13 protein-coding genes are annotated in these 16,160 nt (G+C 38.7%); 6 read left to right on the top strand and 7 right to left on the bottom strand.

Annotated elements, in window-relative coordinates; translation table 11 throughout:
* Position 1 precedes the first annotated feature (1 nt).
* Entirely contained in the window at positions 2-1,042 is a 1,041-nt protein-coding gene (locus IL355_RS08070) for a sugar kinase (RefSeq protein ID WP_187457712.1), read from the top strand.
* 44 nt (positions 1,043-1,086) lie between these two features.
* Positions 1,087-1,755 (top strand): bifunctional 4-hydroxy-2-oxoglutarate aldolase/2-dehydro-3-deoxy-phosphogluconate aldolase, encoded by a 669-nt coding sequence (locus IL355_RS08065; protein ID WP_192461665.1) that lies wholly within the window; start codon positions 1,087-1,089, stop codon positions 1,753-1,755.
* 3 nt (positions 1,756-1,758) lie between these two features.
* Here the strand turns inward: IL355_RS08065 and uxuA are convergent, their stop codons facing one another.
* The gene (gene uxuA / locus IL355_RS08060; RefSeq protein WP_192461664.1) at positions 1,759-2,958 is read right to left on the bottom strand and encodes a mannonate dehydratase; all 1,200 of its coding nucleotides are present in this window, start codon (positions 2,956-2,958) and stop codon (positions 1,759-1,761) included.
* Positions 2,959-3,000: 42 nt separating this feature from the next.
* Positions 3,001-3,807: an SDR family oxidoreductase gene (locus IL355_RS08055; protein WP_192461663.1), complete on the bottom strand. Its 807-nt coding sequence runs from the start codon at positions 3,805-3,807 to the stop codon at positions 3,001-3,003.
* Between the two features lie 130 nt (positions 3,808-3,937).
* Between IL355_RS08055 and IL355_RS08050 the strand changes: the two genes are divergently transcribed.
* Positions 3,938-4,768, top strand: a complete 831-nt coding sequence (locus IL355_RS08050) for a fumarylacetoacetate hydrolase family protein (protein ID WP_192461662.1) — start codon at positions 3,938-3,940, stop codon at positions 4,766-4,768.
* A gap of 13 nt (positions 4,769-4,781) precedes the next feature.
* On the opposite strand, the gene IL355_RS08045 is transcribed toward IL355_RS08050, so the two are convergent.
* The 5 genes from IL355_RS08045 to IL355_RS08025 are packed head-to-tail and all read right to left on the bottom strand — an operon-like array spanning position 4,782 to position 9,182.
* Entirely contained in the window at positions 4,782-5,129 is a 348-nt protein-coding gene (locus IL355_RS08045; RefSeq protein ID WP_192461661.1) for an L-rhamnose mutarotase, read from the bottom strand.
* 11 nt (positions 5,130-5,140) lie between these two features.
* Positions 5,141-6,454, bottom strand: coding sequence for an L-fucose:H+ symporter permease (fucP, locus tag IL355_RS08040; protein WP_192461660.1), 1,314 nt, complete (start codon positions 6,452-6,454; stop codon positions 5,141-5,143).
* Positions 6,455-6,488: 34 nt separating this feature from the next.
* Positions 6,489-7,283: an SDR family oxidoreductase gene (locus tag IL355_RS08035; RefSeq protein WP_192461659.1), complete on the bottom strand. Its 795-nt coding sequence runs from the start codon at positions 7,281-7,283 to the stop codon at positions 6,489-6,491.
* A 45-nt stretch (positions 7,284-7,328) separates the two neighbouring features.
* Positions 7,329-8,156, bottom strand: coding sequence for an amidohydrolase family protein (locus IL355_RS08030; RefSeq protein ID WP_192461658.1), 828 nt, complete (start codon positions 8,154-8,156; stop codon positions 7,329-7,331).
* A 9-nt stretch (positions 8,157-8,165) separates the two neighbouring features.
* Entirely contained in the window at positions 8,166-9,182 is a 1,017-nt protein-coding gene (locus IL355_RS08025) for a zinc-binding alcohol dehydrogenase family protein (protein ID WP_192461657.1), read from the bottom strand.
* Positions 9,183-9,511: 329 nt separating this feature from the next.
* On the opposite strand from IL355_RS08025, the gene IL355_RS08020 reads away from it, so the two are divergent.
* The 3 genes from IL355_RS08020 to IL355_RS08010 all read left to right on the top strand — a co-directional run bounded on the left by IL355_RS08020 (position 9,512) and on the right by IL355_RS08010 (position 15,741).
* The gene (locus IL355_RS08020) at positions 9,512-10,528 is read left to right on the top strand and encodes a zinc-dependent alcohol dehydrogenase (protein WP_192461656.1); all 1,017 of its coding nucleotides are present in this window, start codon (positions 9,512-9,514) and stop codon (positions 10,526-10,528) included.
* A gap of 36 nt (positions 10,529-10,564) precedes the next feature.
* Entirely contained in the window at positions 10,565-11,329 is a 765-nt protein-coding gene (locus IL355_RS08015) for an SDR family NAD(P)-dependent oxidoreductase (protein WP_192462109.1), read from the top strand.
* A gap of 287 nt (positions 11,330-11,616) precedes the next feature.
* The gene (locus tag IL355_RS08010; RefSeq protein ID WP_192461655.1) at positions 11,617-15,741 is read left to right on the top strand and encodes a hybrid sensor histidine kinase/response regulator transcription factor; all 4,125 of its coding nucleotides are present in this window, start codon (positions 11,617-11,619) and stop codon (positions 15,739-15,741) included.
* Positions 15,742-16,160: the final 419 nt, after the last annotated feature.

The following is a 16,160-nucleotide window of genomic DNA, read 5'->3' as shown; positions in this document are numbered from 1 at the left end:
AATGAAAAAAGTAGTGACCTTTGGGGAAATCATGTTACGATTATCTCCTCCAGGATTTTTAAGATTTTCGCAAACAACAAGTTTTGATGTCGTTTATGGTGGCGGCGAAAGTAATGTGGCCGTATCCTTGGCAAACTATGGGGTGCCGGTAGATTTCGTTACACGTTTGCCTAAAAATGATATTGGGGAATGTGCCTTAATGGAAATGCGCAAAAGAGGCGTTGGAACAGATAAAATTGTTTATGGGGGAGACCGTTTGGGTATCTATTTTTTAGAAACGGGAGCGGTAAGTCGTGGTAGTAAGGTTGTTTATGACCGTGCACATTCCGCTATTGCAGAGATTGAAAAGGGCATGATTGATTGGGATGCCGTTTTTGATGGAGTAGAATGGTTTCATTGGACAGGTATTACACCTGCTATCTCTCAAGGTGCGGCGGATGTCTGCCTAGAGGCCGTAAAAGCTGCCAGTGAAAAGGGTATTACTATTTCAACCGATTTGAACTACCGTGCCAAATTATGGAAATATGGAGGAGATAGGGAAGCTATCATGACCGAACTTACCTCATATTGTGATATTATTTTGGGTAACGAGGAGGATGCGGAAAAACATTTTGGAATTCACCCAGAAGGATTGGATGTTCACAAACATGGGCATGACGTAAAGGCGGAAGCATTCCTGTCTGTTTGTAAGCAAATGATGAAGAAGTTTCCAAGGGCCAAAAAGGTGATTACCACATTGAGAGGTTCTATTTCTGCTTCTCATAACACTTGGGCCGGCGTTCTATACGATGGTGAAAAAATGTACGAGACCCGTCAATACCAAATTACTGATATCGTAGATAGAGTAGGAGGAGGAGATTCCTTTATGGGCGGTTTGATTTATGGATTGCTTAAATACCCGGAGGATGATCAAAATGCACTTGACTTTGCCGTGGCGGCTTCCTGCTTAAAGCATACCATTAAGGGAGATGCCAACTTGGTAACCGTTGATGAAGTTGAAAAATTAATGGGTGGTGATGCTTCCGGAAGGGTCGCCAGATAAATTCATACATCAGCAATAATAACTACTAACAAATTATAATTTAAATGGCTAAATATTCAAGATTGGAAGTGGCGGAAGTTATGAAGGAAACCGGAATGGTTCCTCTATTCTACCACCCAGATATAGAATTAGGGAAAAAAGTTTTAAAGGCTTGTTACGATGGCGGTGCTCGCTTGATCGAGTTTACGGCTCGTGGAGACTTCGCTTATGAGGTCTTTTTGGAACTGAACAAATTTGCTTTAAAAGAATTACCGGGAATGATTATGGGTGTTGGTTCCATTACCGATGCCGCTGCCGCTAGTTTATTTATGCAAATGGGGGCGAACTTTATCGTTACCCCAACCTTGCGAGAAGATATCGCAATTGTTTGTAACCGTAGAAAAGTACTTTGGTCCCCTGGTTGCGGAACTCTTACAGAAATCAATAGGGCAGAGGAACTTGGTTGTGAAATTATCAAATTATTCCCTGGTTCTACGTACGGCCCCGGTTTTGTAAAGGCAATTAAAGGACCTCAACCTTGGACGAGTATTATGCCTACAGGCGGTGTTAGTACTGAGGAATCCAATTTAAGGGGCTGGTTCAGTGCTGGAGTTACCTGTGTAGGTATGGGGTCTCAGTTGATAAGTAAGGATATCTTGGCCAATAAGGACTATGCTGGTCTTGAAGCCAAGGTAAAGGATACCTTGGCTTTGATCAAGAGTATTAGAAGCTAAATTTTAATAGAAAGCTTTACGTATTCCCAATTCCAATCCCCGTAATTCTGCCAAACCGCGTAATCGGCCAATAGCGGAATAACCGGGGTTGGTTTTTTTATGTAGATCATCCAACATTTGGTGTCCGTGATCAGGTCTCATAGGTATTTCCCAGTCTTGCCTACCTTCTTCTTTTCTCCTTTTTTCTTCTTTAAGAATCAGTTTGATAAGCTCATACATAGGTACATCGCCTTCCAAATGATTGGCTTCGTAGAAATTGCCTTTTCCATCCCTTTGAGTACTTCTTAAATGCAGAAAATGAACTCGATCGGCGAACCTTTCAAACATTTGTGGAATGTTATTGTCCTCTCTGGCACCCAAGGAACCAGTGCAAAAAGTAATTCCATTGTGAATGGAAGGCACTTTTTCAAAGATATAAGCGTAATCCGCCTCGGTTCCCATAATTCTAGGAAGTCCTAAAATGGAGAATGGTGGATCATCCGGGTGAATACAAAGCATTACTCCAACCTCTTCGGCAACAGGCACCACTTGCTCCAAAAAGTAAACAATGCTATTTCTCATTTCATCTTCCCCAATGGTATCATAGGTATCCAAAATGGTTTGGAACTTAGACAGGTCAAATCCTTTTTCGGGAACAGGATAGCCCTCTGATGATCCCGGCAAACCGGCGATAATCGTCTTTACCAACTCCCAAATATCATTTTCAGACATTTCTTCATGCCTTTTTTTAGCGGCATCAATTTGTTCTTGGGTATAGGTTGCTTCGGCATTGGGCCTTTTTAAAATAAACAGATCAAAGGCAGCCAAAGCAATAAATTCAAAAGACAAGGCCTTGGAGCCATCTTCCATTTCCAAGTCAAGACTGGTACGCGTCCAATCCAGGACCGGCATAAAATTATAGCATACCGTAGTAACCCCGCACGAGGCCAAATTTCTAAGACTTACCTTGTAGTTTTCTATGTGCTGTTTATAATCGCCCTGTTGGGTTTTTATATTTTCATGAATAGGCAGGGATTCCACCACGGACCAAACCAAACCGTTTTCCTCTAGGTGGTTTTTCCTTTTATTGATTTCTTCAACAGACCATACTTCACCATTGGGAATATGATGTAAAGCAGTAACTATACCGGTAGCCCCGGCCTGTTTAATGTCCTGTAGGCTTACGGGGTCACTGGGCCCGTACCAACGCCATGTTTGTTCCATAATTATTGTAAGTGTATTAAGTTGTTTTTGAGTTTTAAAGGATTATACACCACTAAAGGCACTGAAGCCTCCATCAATTGGTAGAACAATACCGGTAATGAATTTTGCGGCATCACTGCAAAGAAATTGCACAGCACCATTAAGTTCTTCTACCTCCCCAAAACGTTTCATAGGTGTATTTCTAATAATATCTTCTCCTCTTTGGGTATAAGAGCCATCTTCATTGGTTAAAAGTGCTCTATTTTGTTTACCGATAAAGAATCCTGGTGCAATAGCATTTACGCGTACACCTTCGCCAAATTTAAGGGCCATTTCAACCGCCATCCATCGGGTAAAGTTTTCCATTGCCGCTTTGGATGCGGAATAGCCTGCAACACGGGTAATAACCCTCTCTACGGCCATGGAAGAATAATTAAGGATAACGCCGGACTTCTGCTCACTCATGGCCTTACCAAAAACTATGGATGGTATCACGGTACCGTTCAAGTTAAGATCGGTAACGGTCTTGAAGGCATCAATGGAAAGATCAAAAATGGTCTTGTCAACGCCAATGGTCGCTCCCGGTAAATTACCACCGGCAATATTCAGAAGAATATCTATTCTACCGTAATCGGCCAAAATTTTGTCTTTGACTCCAGTAAGTGATTCCTCGTCCAAAATATCGGATTCATATGCTTTGGCCGTACCGCCTAGCTTTTCAATTTCTTGAATTAAATCGATTAACGACGATTCTTTTCTGGATAGTAAGGCCAATTTAGCCCCGGCTTTGGCAAAGCTAATGGCGATGCTTCCTGCCATAGAGCCACTGGCTCCGGTTATAATGGCAATCTTGTCTTTGATGCCGTACATAGTTTTATGTTTTAAGGTTGAACGCCGAAGATAAAACAATATCCCATAAAAACTAAAAGTGTATGGTAATCACTTAAAAAAGCAACAAAAAAACTTTACTTTTAAACAAACAAAACTTCCAACTACTACAATGAAAATCTACAAAACAAAGAATGCCGCAATTTTGGAATATGAAGGAAAATTCTACACCAAAAGGGTGTCTGATTGGGACCAATTTTTAAATAGGACGCATCTATTTTCCTCCCTAAAGGAAGAACTGACCACTTTTGAAACTTATAACGGGAATATCGAAGATGAGTCCTTATTAAAACCTATGGGAAGCCAAGAAATTTGGGCTTCAGGGGTTACCTATATGCGCAGTAAGACTGCACGAATGGAAGAATCTAAAAAAGCTGGTGGTGGCACTTTTTATGATCGAGTGTACGATGCGGATAGGCCTGAACTATTTTTTAAGGCGACCGCACAAAGAACGGCCGACCCACTAGGAAAAGTGAGAATTAGAAAAGATTCCGGATGGGATGTTCCTGAACCTGAATTGGCCCTTTTAATAAGCTCCAACGGTACAATTGAAGGTTATACTGTGGGTAACGATATGAGTTCCAGAAGTATTGAGGGTGAAAATCCTTTATACCTACCGCAGGCAAAAACCTATGAAGGTTGTGCGGCCCTTGGCCCCTGTATTTATCTTACAGATGAACCCATTTCACCTGAAACGACGATTGAACTCCAAATTTTTAGGAATGGAAAGGTCGCATTTAATGATACTATCGCTATCAATCAAATGAAAAGAAAGCATCAGGATTTGGTAGATTATCTTTTTAGGGAATGTAATTTTCCCAACGGATGTTTTTTAATGACCGGCACGGGAATTATTCCTCCGGATGAATTCACATTACAATCAGGTGATGAAATTAGTATTTCCATTGAACACATTGGCGTCCTCACCAATACGGTTGCCTAAAATTATTCCAAAACTAAGGAAGTTGAAAAATTTGATCTAAAGGAATCCATTTTTCACCTTCCTTGGCCCATGGAAGGGCTTGTTGAAATTTCCACATTAATTTTTCCCATTTTTGAACTTCCGGATTTTCCGCATCCATTTCCGCCTTTCTGGCTGGATCAAAAGAATCATCAACTTCCATGATCATAAACATTCTATTGCCAGTTAAATAAATCTGCATATCCAATATTCCGGCGTCCTTGATGCTCTTTATAATTTCTTTGGGTACGGAACCCGGGGCATGATATTCTTTATATTCTTCAATGAGTTGAGCATCGTCCTTTAAATCACAGGAGTAGCAGTATCTCTTTGTTTGGCTCATGTAAGTGTTTTTTAATGATAGCTTTTATAAACTTTTCTTCCGTAAAGTGCGACTACAAGGAAGCATAATAGCGATAAAATAAAGGAGAAGCGCATTTCTGATACTCCCAAGAAGGTGACATCTTCGTATCCAAAACCTCCCAAATCTAGGATATAGCCCTGTAAATAGGGGAGCAGCGCACCACCAACAATGGCCATTACCAAAAATGCCGCGCCAAATTTGGCATCTTCACCCTGGCCTTCCAAGGCAATTCCGTAAATGGTGGGGAACATAATACTCATAAAGAAAGAGGTGAACACTAAGGAATAGATTCCTAACATTCCTGGTAAAAATATGGCTCCCAGAAGGGTAAGCATTGCTCCAAAACCAAAATACATAAGGAGCTTTCCAGAATCAATTTTGGCCATAAGAGCAGTTCCTATGGTTCTACCCACTAGAAATACAATGTAACCCGCCAGTCCGTACCAAACCGCAGATTGGGCGTCAATTTGTAAAGTTTCGGCGTATTGATATACGTAGGTCCAGCACATAATTTGGGCACCCACATAAAATATTTGTGCTATCACGCCATAGGCAAATTTAGGCTGTTTCCAAAGTCGCTTTACAGAATCGGAGAAATTTACCTTTGCCTCCTGACTTTTGTTCTGGGGCATTTTAACAAAACTGATCAGTAGAAAGAAAATAATGACCACCACGCCAAGAATCACGTAAGGATTTCTAATAATCTCTAGGTCACTAGTTCTAATCGCTGCCTTTCCAGCCTCCGTTAGGGTGTCGTAGATTGGGATTCCCTCTTCGGTCACATCATCTGATTGAAGGGCTCCCAACACAAAATTCTGGGCAATGAGCAGACCAAGTATGGACCCCATAGGGTTGAACATTTGAGCGAAATTAAGTCTGCGGGTTGCCGTCTCCTCAGACCCCATGGATAAAATATAGGGGTTTGCAGTAGTTTCCAAAAAAGCAAGTCCAAACGTTAGTATATATAATGCCGCCAAGAAAAAGCCATAGCTCTCTTTTGCCGCTGCAGGCCAAAACAAGAGTGCTCCAGTGGCGTAAAGGGCCAGGCCTAACAGTACCCCTTTTTTGTAAGAAAATTTATTTACAAACAGGGCCGCTGGTATGGCCATGGTAAAATATCCACCATAAAATGCCAATTGCACTAAAGATGCCTGGGTATTGCTTAACTCCAAAACTTTTTGAAATCCTCTAACCATAGGGTTGGTCATATCATTGGCCAAGCCCCATAAGGCAAATAGGGAGGTAATTAAAATGAAAGGTACAAGTACGTTTTTGGATACTACTGGAGAACGGGATTCTTCCATACTATTTAAATGTTGGTTTGGATTTGATATTGGTTTAATTTTCTGTTAGAACGGCTCGATCTAGATGAACATACCCACCATCTACATGTATAAACTGTCCTGTAGTATGGGAAGACCTATCGGAAATGGTAAACAAGCACGTACTTGCTATTTCTTCCGTAGTAGTCATTCTATTTTCAAATGGTATCTTTTTAATAATGGATTTGAGCTTTTCCTCTCCGTTGGGAACTGTTTTGATCCAATCATCATAGGCAGGAGTCCAGCTTTCTGCAATGATGATGGCATTTGAACGTATTCCAAAGGGAACCAGGTCTACCGCCCATTCTCTCGTAAGACCCAAAACACCGCCTTTGGCCGCAGCATAACCAGAAGTTCTTCCTTGTCCGGTCAAGGCAACCTTAGACCCAATATTCAGGATATTTCCTTTGGACTTTTTTAAATAGGGTAGGGCATGTTTCACTATTAGAAAATAGCTCACCAAATTTAACTTTAAGCTATTCATAAATTCTTCGTAGCTGGCATCCAAACCAACCCCATCATTTACTCCCACATTGTTGAGTACCACATCTATGCGGCCGTATTTTGAAATTATCTCATTCATGGCGCTTTCAATTTGGCCGGGCTCCGTAACATCGGTTTTACAAAAAAGGGCGTCTATACCTTGCTTCTTTATTTCATCTACATATGTAAAGCCCCTGTCATTCCTGTCAATAACTGCAGGAATTGCGCCTTCGTCAACCAATCTTCTCAAAATGGTTTCGCCAATACTTCCTTTTTTACCTGCGGCACCGCAGATAACCACTATTTTATCTTCTAAGTTTAAGTCCATAACGGATGTAGTTAGGTTTGGGTGTTATCCCGTTTTTGGTTGTTATTATAAATTATAGAATGCTATCGCATTCTTTCCCATTATTTTTTCTTGTTCAATTGTGCTTAAATCTTGAATAAATTCCTTAACAAGATTTTTTACTTGCGGATAGGTTCCTGCTACCAAACAAACAGGCCAATCTGAGCCGTACATTACTCTATTGGGACCAAAAGCTTCCAAAATTAAGCTCATATAGGGAAAAATTTCATCCCTGCTCCAATTTTCATAATCGGCTTCGGTAATCATTCCGGATATCTTACAGAATACGTTTTCGTGTTTCGCAATTTCCGTTATTAAAACGGACCATCCATCAAAAAAACCATCCTTGATATAGGGCTTGGCAATATGATCAATTACAAAAGGCTGATTTGGGAATTTCTTTACGAACTCCAAAACAGCACCCAACTGATGCGGAAAAACAAGAATATCATAGGTGTGATTATATTTTTCTAGAAGGGAAATACCACTTAAAAAACTATTCCTTAATAAAAAATTGTGATCAGCTTCTCCTTGAACAATATGTCTCCAACCTTTTAAGTCCGTATTTTCTTGGTACTTTTCCAACTGCTCCGATAAATTGGGAGAACGTAAATCTACCCAACCAACAACCCCTTTAACGAAATCGTTTTCGTTTGCAATTTTTAATAGAAATTCCGTTTCCTCCAAGGTTTGATCTGCTTGTACCGCTACACAGCCATCAACCCCATGGTTGTCATAAACCGGTTTGAGGTCTTGGGGAAGAAAGTCGCGTCTAATTATGGCCATTTGGTCATCTATCCAAGCATGCTTACGCTCGTCATAAACCCAAAAATGTTGATGGCTATCGATTATCATCCAATAAATTTAAGAAAAGCTAACGGTAGCTTTGATTACCCCATTTTTAGGGTCTAGCCAGCTATCAAAATTAGAAATCATTTCGGTATAGGGTACGGAGTGGGTAATAAAGGAGTCCGTTGGAAATTGTTTACTTCGCATTTTCTCCATTACATATTCAAAATCAACCAACGCCGCATTTCTACTACACAAAATAGAGGTTTCCTTTGCATGAATTTTTGGGTGGGCAAAAGTAAGGTCTCCTTTAGAAAGCCCCACTAAAATATATCGGCCTCCATGTGCCATATAATCTATTCCAGATTCTAAAGCTCCTTTATGACCCGTAGCATCAAAAACGGCTGTGGCCAAATCTCCATTAGTGATTTCAGTAACCTTTTCAACAGCTTTAGCGCCACCGAGTACTGTATGTTCAATACCTATTTCGTTTTTCACATAATCCATTCTACCCTGATCCATATCAATGGCAATGACATTGGCTCCTTCAATCTGTGCGAATTTCATGATTCCAATTCCTATAGGACCACAACCTACCACTACTACATTTTCACCTTTCCTTATTTGTGATCTTCGAATGGCATGGGCCCCTATGCCCAAACATTCCACAATGGCAATTTCATCATCCCTTAAATCATTGGCCGGTAATAACACAGTATGAGGTAACGTAATCTGTTCCTGCATTCCACCATCTGTGTGAACTCCTAAAACGGCAATATTGGTGCAACAATTGGTTTTACCGTTTCTACAGGCTACACATTTTCCACAACTTAAATAGGGCATGATAACCACTTTTTCACCTGCTTTTATATTTTGTGGGTTTTCATCTATTTCTACAACTTCTGCGGCAAGCTCATGCCCCAAAATTCTTGGATAGGTGAAAAAAGCTTGATTTCCGGCGTAGGCGTGTAAGTCCGTACCGCAGATACCTACTTTGGTAATCTTTAAAAGAGCCTCTCCTTTTTTTCTTATTGGCATTTCCTTTTCCTTCATTAGGAATTCACCCGGCTTTTCACACACTATGTATTTCATGTTAAGTTTTTGTTGAGTCTAACAATTATTTATTGACCAGCGCCTAAATTAGGAAAATCCCACCGATTGGGAATACGAATTACCCATAAGTGTTATAGTTCTAACGATAGTTATCGCAATTAAAATAAAAGGGTAACTAAAATTAGCCGAATTTAAGAAAGTCATATCTTTTAAGTATTGATGTTTTTTATAAACTTTGAGACATACTTAAGAAGCTATAATCCTAACTATAATTCAATGGTTTGAATGAATATTTGTTATAAAATAAAAATAACCTTTGCTATTACTAATTTTAATGCCACATTTGTAATACAATCGATTACGCAACTATGAAGGCAGCTGTTTACAAGGGAAATAAAACTTTTTCCATAATTGAAAGGGAACTAATGGAGCCCCATGCAGAAGAAGTAAGGATTAAAGTTGCCTATACGGGAGTTTGTGGTACGGATGTTCATATTTACCATGGAATGATGGATAAACGTGTGGCCATTCCGGAAACCATTGGCCATGAGATGAGTGGAACAATAGATGCAGTAGGTGAGAAAGTTTCTGATTTTAAGATAGGGGATAAGGTAGTTGTAAGACCATTGGATGACCGAAAGGTAAAACCTTCTGATAAGGGATTTAACCATATCTGCGAAGAACTTAAATTTATTGGAATTGATAGTTCTGGTTCCATGCAGCAATTTTGGAACGTACCGGCGTTCACACTTCATAAATTAAAGCCTGAGACCAATTTGCGGTTGGCCGCTTTAATAGAACCGCTTTCCGTGGCGGTCCATGATGTAAGGTTAAGCGGTTTAAAAGCAGGAGAAACTGCTGTAATTTTAGGTGGTGGACCAATTGGTCTGTTGGTAGCTCTAGTAGCAAAGCAAACTGGAGCACAGGTGGTTGTTTCAGAAGTAAACGATACCAGAATTGCAAAAGCAGAGGAATTGGGCTTAACGGCCATTAACCCGTTAAAAATGGATCTTGTTGGCTATGTAAAATCCATAACCGAAAATAGGAAGGCAGATGTAGTTTTTGAAGTGGCAGGTGTTCAAGCAACCTTGGATATGATGACAGAGGTGGCCGGGATAAGAGGTAGAATTGTAATGGTGGCCATTCACGGTCAAAAAAAGGAAGTTGACCTATTTCAGTTTTTCTGGAAAGAATTAAAGCTCATTGGTGTTCGTGTATACGAAAAAGAAGATTATGAAAAGGCCATAGAATTGGTCACTGAGAATAAGCTGAAATTTGAAAAATTGATCACGGAGGTACGACCGTTAAGCGATATTCAACAAGTTTTTGAAGATATAGACAAACAACCGGACGGTATGAAAATACTTATGGATTGTCAGCAATAAAAGAACAACAAGTAAACAATAAATAAAACAATGAGCATACTCAACAATTTTAGTCTAGAAGGGAAAATTGCCTTGGTTACAGGCTGCAAACGAGGTATTGGTAAAGCCATGGCCATAGGCCTAGCCGAGGCAGGTGCAGATATTATAGGTGTGAGCGCTACCCTGGAAAAGCATGGAAGCATTGTAGAGCAAGAGGTAGAAGGAATTGGCAGAAAATTCAAAGCGTATACCTGTGATTTTAGTAAAAGGGAATCCCTTTATGCATTTATCGAACAAGTGAAGGACGATTTTCCAAAAATTGACATTCTTGTAAACAACGCGGGTACCATACTCAGGGCTCCTGCAGTGGAGCATTCAGATGAATATTGGGATAAGGTCATTGAAGTAAATCAAACGGCACAGTTTGTACTTACTCGTGAGATTGGTAAGGAAATGGTTAGAAGAGGTTCTGGAAAGATTGTTTTTACGGCCTCTCTTTTAACTTTTCAAGGAGGTATTACCGTACCAGGATATGCTGCAAGTAAGGGAGCAATTGGCCAAATAACTATGGCTTTCGCTAATGAGTGGGCCGGTAAAGGGGTGAATGTAAACGCTATAGCCCCGGGCTATATTAGCACAGATAATACCGAAGCTTTGCGAAATAATCCGGAGAGGGCAGATTCTATCCTGGCCAGGATTCCGGCCGGTAGGTGGGGACAACCGGAAGATTTTAAGGGACCCATTGTTTTTCTTTGCTCCAAAGCTTCCAATTATATGCACGGTGAAACTATGCTTGTTGATGGAGGTTGGATGGGAAGATAATATTTTCAACAAATATTTTATTGAAAAAGAACTTGATAGCTCTATCAAGTTCTTTTTTTATTTCCAATGTATTTTTAAAACTGTTTGATATAGGTTTTAATGCCTGACTTAGCCTTTAAAAATATAATTCTTTTAAAATCAGTAACATAGACTAAGATAAATAGTTCCATCGCCTAATGGTATTTTAATTTTAACAATATACTTTCTCAAATTACCCTATTTTAGAGCACTTCGATATTTATTGGTATGTAATAATTATCTGAATCACAGGATATCTATAGGTGTATATGATTAAGAAACTTTCCTTTATAATCAGTTTTATCTGTCTCTTAAATGTTCAATCTCAAGTAAATGAAGAGCTTTTACATTTTAATGGAATAAAGGATGGAATATCCAAAACAGGAATTCATTTCATCAATCAAGACCATGAAGGTTTTATCTGGATCGGCACTCATGGATCAGGATTATATAGATATGACGGTATCAACTATAATAGCTACAGGCCTAAGGTTCAAAATGATCATAGGGGCAACAGTAGTTTTGTATATAGCTCTTTTGAAGATGAGGATAATAACCTTTGGGTGAGCACCAATCTAGGTATAGCCATTTATGATAGGGACCAGGATGAGTTTAATCACGTACCGCTTATTGATAAAAATGGCCAGCATATGGGCAATGTGGGCATTAATAGTATTTATGGTGATGGTATGGGCCGTTTGTATCTAGGAACCTCTTATCAAGGCATTTTTGTATTTGATTTAGAGGATTACAAACTGGAAAAGTTGACTTTGGCAAATGCAGACCCGTTTGTATTCCTGGCCATAAATGAAATTAAAGCGAACTCAAAAGGTACTATTTATGCAGCCAGTAGCAGTGGTCTTTTAGAGGTTAACCTACAGGCCAAAGAACTTGATTTGGCCATGTTAAGAAATGGCTCAAATGCGAAAACCATCACCACTCCGTTGGAGTCTATGCTCATTGATAAAAATAATACCTTATGGTTGGGGTCTATAAATAAAGGTATTTATAGAATTAAGGAAAGTGGCGATGAGGAACCACCTTCCGTTATTAATTATCAAATAACATTGAATAATATTTTTTCGTTGTCCGAAGCCCCTCGTAATGGCATTCTAATAGGTACAGAAAACGATGGTCTTTACCATGTAGATGAAAAGGGTAAAATTATTCACCATTATTTGTTCGATAAAACAAATGAAAACAGTATTCTGTCCAATTCCATTTGGGCCTTATATAAGGACAACAATGAAAGATTATGGATGGGTTATTACAATAAAGGAGTAGCGGTTCATGACAAGTATTTTAACAAGTTTAATTCTATTAAGAGCGTATATAATAAGAATAACTCATTACAAACTAGCTCTGTTACTTCTATAGTAAGTGACCGTGACCAAAATTTATGGGTATCCATGGAAGGCGGGGGCATCGATCTAATTGACCGTAATACAGGCGAATACACGCATATCAATTCCCTTAAAAAGTCCTCATACCAAGGTCTGAGCAGTGATTATATTCAAACACTGTTTATAGATAGCCAAAACAATATGTGGGTAGGTAGCTGGGACAAAGGTATTTTCTTCCTAAAAAACGGCAGTAAACGTTTTGTGAACTACCAGTTTCCAATCCTATTGGATAGAAAAGGGGCTTCTGCGGTCATGAGTTTTACAGAAGATTCTAACGGTAGGATTTGGATTAGTACCTTCAATCAAGGACTCTATAGTTGTGATTTAAATACTGTTACAAACGGTAATTTATCAAAGAATTCATTTCAATTTAGGGGGCTTGAGGGTAAATACATCAATAAATTAGTTGCGGGAGAGAACAATACTATTTGGGTAGGAACTACTAACGAGCTCTTAAAACTTGAACAACAAGGACCTAATAGTTATATAAGTACCAGTCTTAATTTAGCTCTGGCAGGAGATGGGAGTGACCCCAATGCCTATTATTCATTTGATATAGTAAGCATTTTAAAAGATAAGAAGGGCCATTTATGGTTAGGTACCCGAGGGCTGGGAGCCGTAAAATTGGATGTTAACACTAATAAGGTGCAGTGGTATGATTCCGATAACGGTTTGCAGATGCCCAATATAAATGGAATATTAGAAGATGATAAGGGACATATTTGGTTAGCAGGGAATTCTGGATTAATTATGTTTAATCATCTTACTGGGGAATTCTCGGAATTCTCTAAAAATGATGGTCTTCTCTCCATGGATTTTAATAAAAATGCAGTTTTTAAAGAGGAAAGTGGAAAGCTCTTTTTCGGAGGAACCGAAGGAATAGATCATTTTGACCCTTATCAGATAAAGAGATTAAAATCCCCTCCAAACGTCTATTTAAAAAACCTTAAGGTTTTCAACATAGATGTAGAACCAAGTCAGGAGAATGCACCGTTAAACAAATCGTTATCGCAAACAGATAGTATTGTTTTTACAAGTGCTCAGTCTGTATTCACTATAGAATATTCAGGAATTAACTTTACACGACCGGAAGAGAATAGTTATGCATATTATTTGGAAGGATATGAGGATGACTATAATTATGTAGAGAATTCACGAAGTGCTACCTATACAAACTTGGACACGGGTGAATATATTTTTAAGGTAAAGGCCGCCAATAATGATGGTTTTTGGAACGAAACACCCAGAACACTTCACATTAAAGTTTTGCCACCCTGGTGGAAAACCCCTTGGGCCATTATTTGTTACGGACTTGTATTTTTGGGAATTTTAAGTTTATGGATACAATTTGAGAAAAATAGATTATCGCAAAAACAACAAGTAGAAAATGAACGGCAGGAGAGGGAGCGAAAAGAATTGTTACATGAAGAACGTATACAATTTTTTACTAATGTAGCCCATGAATTTAGCTCCCCATTGACACTTATTATAAATCCTATAAGGGATTTGATTTCTTCAAACAACCCAAATCTTCCTGAAAGAGTAAAACAGAAACATTTTACGATTTACAAAAATGCTGACCGTTTGTATAGGCTGATAAATGAATTATTGGATTTTAGTAAACTGGAGTCGGATAAAGTCAAGGTAGGAGCAACTCGGTTCGCCGTAATACCCTTCGTTAAAAAGTTAATCAGCCATTTTGAAGAAGAGTCGCAATCAAACGATATCAATCTAGTTCTAAATACCCCGCAGGAAGAAATTTGGATATGGGCGGATAAAGGAATGTTAGAAAAGATACTTTTCAATTTGTTATCCAATGCGTTTAAGGTTACTCCTCAAGGCGGAACCATACTACTGGATTTACAGAAAGAAAATGAAAATTTAGAGCTGGTCGTAAATGATACGGGAGTTGGGCTGGATGAAACAGAACTCAAGAAATTGTTCCATAGGTTTTATCAAGCCCAACCAATAAATAACGGCTTTTTCTCAGGAACCGGTATAGGATTGCAATTGGTACATAGCTATGTGACTCTACATGGCGGAAAGATTACGGTTCAAAGTGCAAAGGGGAAGGGCTCTTCTTTTAAAGTGGTTTTACCATTAGAGAACAAAAAACTTAAAGGTGCTAGTAAAATTCAAAAGGGAAATAATCTCAGTGACATAAGTGTTTCTATTGAAAAAAACACGAATGAAAGTTCAGATATTTCAATTGCTCCTAAAAATCATAGAACAAAAACGTTGTTGATTGTAGAGGATGATACAGAATTACGTAATTATTTAAAAAGCGAGTTTAAATCTTTGTATAAATGTGTGTTGGCTAAAAATGGCAATGAGGGGTTTGAATTGGCCTACGAGTTATTACCAGATGTTATTATGACGGACGTTTTAATGCCCGAAATGAGCGGATTTGATTTTTGCGAAAAAATAAGAAAAGATATTAGAACTAGCCACATACCCATAATGATGCTAACAGCTAAGTCCGGCATGTTAGATAAAATTACCGGTATAGACAAAGGTGCAGATGTCTATTTAAATAAACCTTTTGACATGAACCTAGTTATCAAGCATCTAGCACAGCTAATTCAAAGTAGAGAGGTCATCTATAATAAATTTTTGAGGTCTATGGGTGATATAAAGGAAGATTTGCCAATCACCTCTCTTGACAAATTATTTTTGGAAAAGGTAATTTCTTATGTTCAAGAAAACCTTAGCAATCCAAACTTAGGGGTAGAGTCTTTGGCAGACCATGTAAACCTTAGTAGAAGTCAATTATACCGAAAGATTAAGGGGCTTACCAACCAAACAGCAAACGAATTCATTAGAAACCAACGATTACAGAATGCCAAAAACCTATTGGAAAAAGGAGCCACAGACCTTGGTGTAATTTGCAACCATGTAGGTTTTTCTTCAACTTCCTATTTTACGCTAAGGTTTAAGGATTATTATGGCATCTCCCCACAGGAGGTGGTTTCCCAAGTAAAGTCATCCTAACCAAACCAGGAGGAAAAGTCCTTATAGGGATACGGGATTTTATAATGCCCTTTGCTATAGGCAAAAAACACTTCGTAAAGGTCCATCTAAAAAAAGCGATGCCTACCGTAAAATGTTGCTTATCCTTTAGAACTGCCAATAGCCTTCCAAGAGGTAATTTCTACTCCATTAATAACTCAGACATTGTATTTAAAGTAGGAAACCTTCACTTTTTCTTTAGGATGTATTATTCTTATTTTAATGGACTTTCGTTTACTAAATTGGTAAATAATGTGTTTTATTTTGATTTTTTTTCATTTTGCCTCTGTGCTAATGTTGCATAATTATTCTCAAATGTTGCAAAACGCATCAAATGCATTCAATTTGCATCAAATGAAATTGAAGGAGCATCATTCAGGTTTTTGTCTATTTGATTTTTT

This window comes from Euzebyella saccharophila (assembly GCF_014855495.1).
Lineage (GTDB): Bacteria > Bacteroidota > Bacteroidia > Flavobacteriales > Flavobacteriaceae > Euzebyella > Euzebyella saccharophila.
The sequence above is the reverse complement of the archived record's forward strand: the minus strand, read 5'-3'. Positions and strand labels throughout refer to the sequence as shown.

Coding starts and splice junctions, on each gene's coding strand:
- uxuA (WP_192461664.1), bottom strand. CDS start 2,958: ATGGAACAAACATGGCGTTGGTACGGGCCCAGTGACCCCGTAAGCCTA.
- IL355_RS08030 (WP_192461658.1), bottom strand. CDS start 8,156: ATGATAATCGATAGCCATCAACATTTTTGGGTTTATGACGAGCGTAAG.
- IL355_RS08050 (WP_192461662.1), top strand. CDS start 3,938: ATGAAAATCTACAAAACAAAGAATGCCGCAATTTTGGAATATGAAGGA.
- IL355_RS08070 (WP_187457712.1), top strand. CDS start 2: ATGAAAAAAGTAGTGACCTTTGGGGAAATCATGTTACGATTATCTCCT.
- fucP (WP_192461660.1), bottom strand. CDS start 6,454: ATGGAAGAATCCCGTTCTCCAGTAGTATCCAAAAACGTACTTGTACCT.
- IL355_RS08065 (WP_192461665.1), top strand. CDS start 1,087: ATGGCTAAATATTCAAGATTGGAAGTGGCGGAAGTTATGAAGGAAACC.
- IL355_RS08045 (WP_192461661.1), bottom strand. CDS start 5,129: ATGAGCCAAACAAAGAGATACTGCTACTCCTGTGATTTAAAGGACGAT.
- IL355_RS08055 (WP_192461663.1), bottom strand. CDS start 3,807: ATGTACGGCATCAAAGACAAGATTGCCATTATAACCGGAGCCAGTGGC.
- IL355_RS08035 (WP_192461659.1), bottom strand. CDS start 7,283: ATGGACTTAAACTTAGAAGATAAAATAGTGGTTATCTGCGGTGCCGCA.
- IL355_RS08020 (WP_192461656.1), top strand. CDS start 9,512: ATGAAGGCAGCTGTTTACAAGGGAAATAAAACTTTTTCCATAATTGAA.
- IL355_RS08010 (WP_192461655.1), top strand. CDS start 11,617: ATGATTAAGAAACTTTCCTTTATAATCAGTTTTATCTGTCTCTTAAAT.
- IL355_RS08025 (WP_192461657.1), bottom strand. CDS start 9,182: ATGAAATACATAGTGTGTGAAAAGCCGGGTGAATTCCTAATGAAGGAA.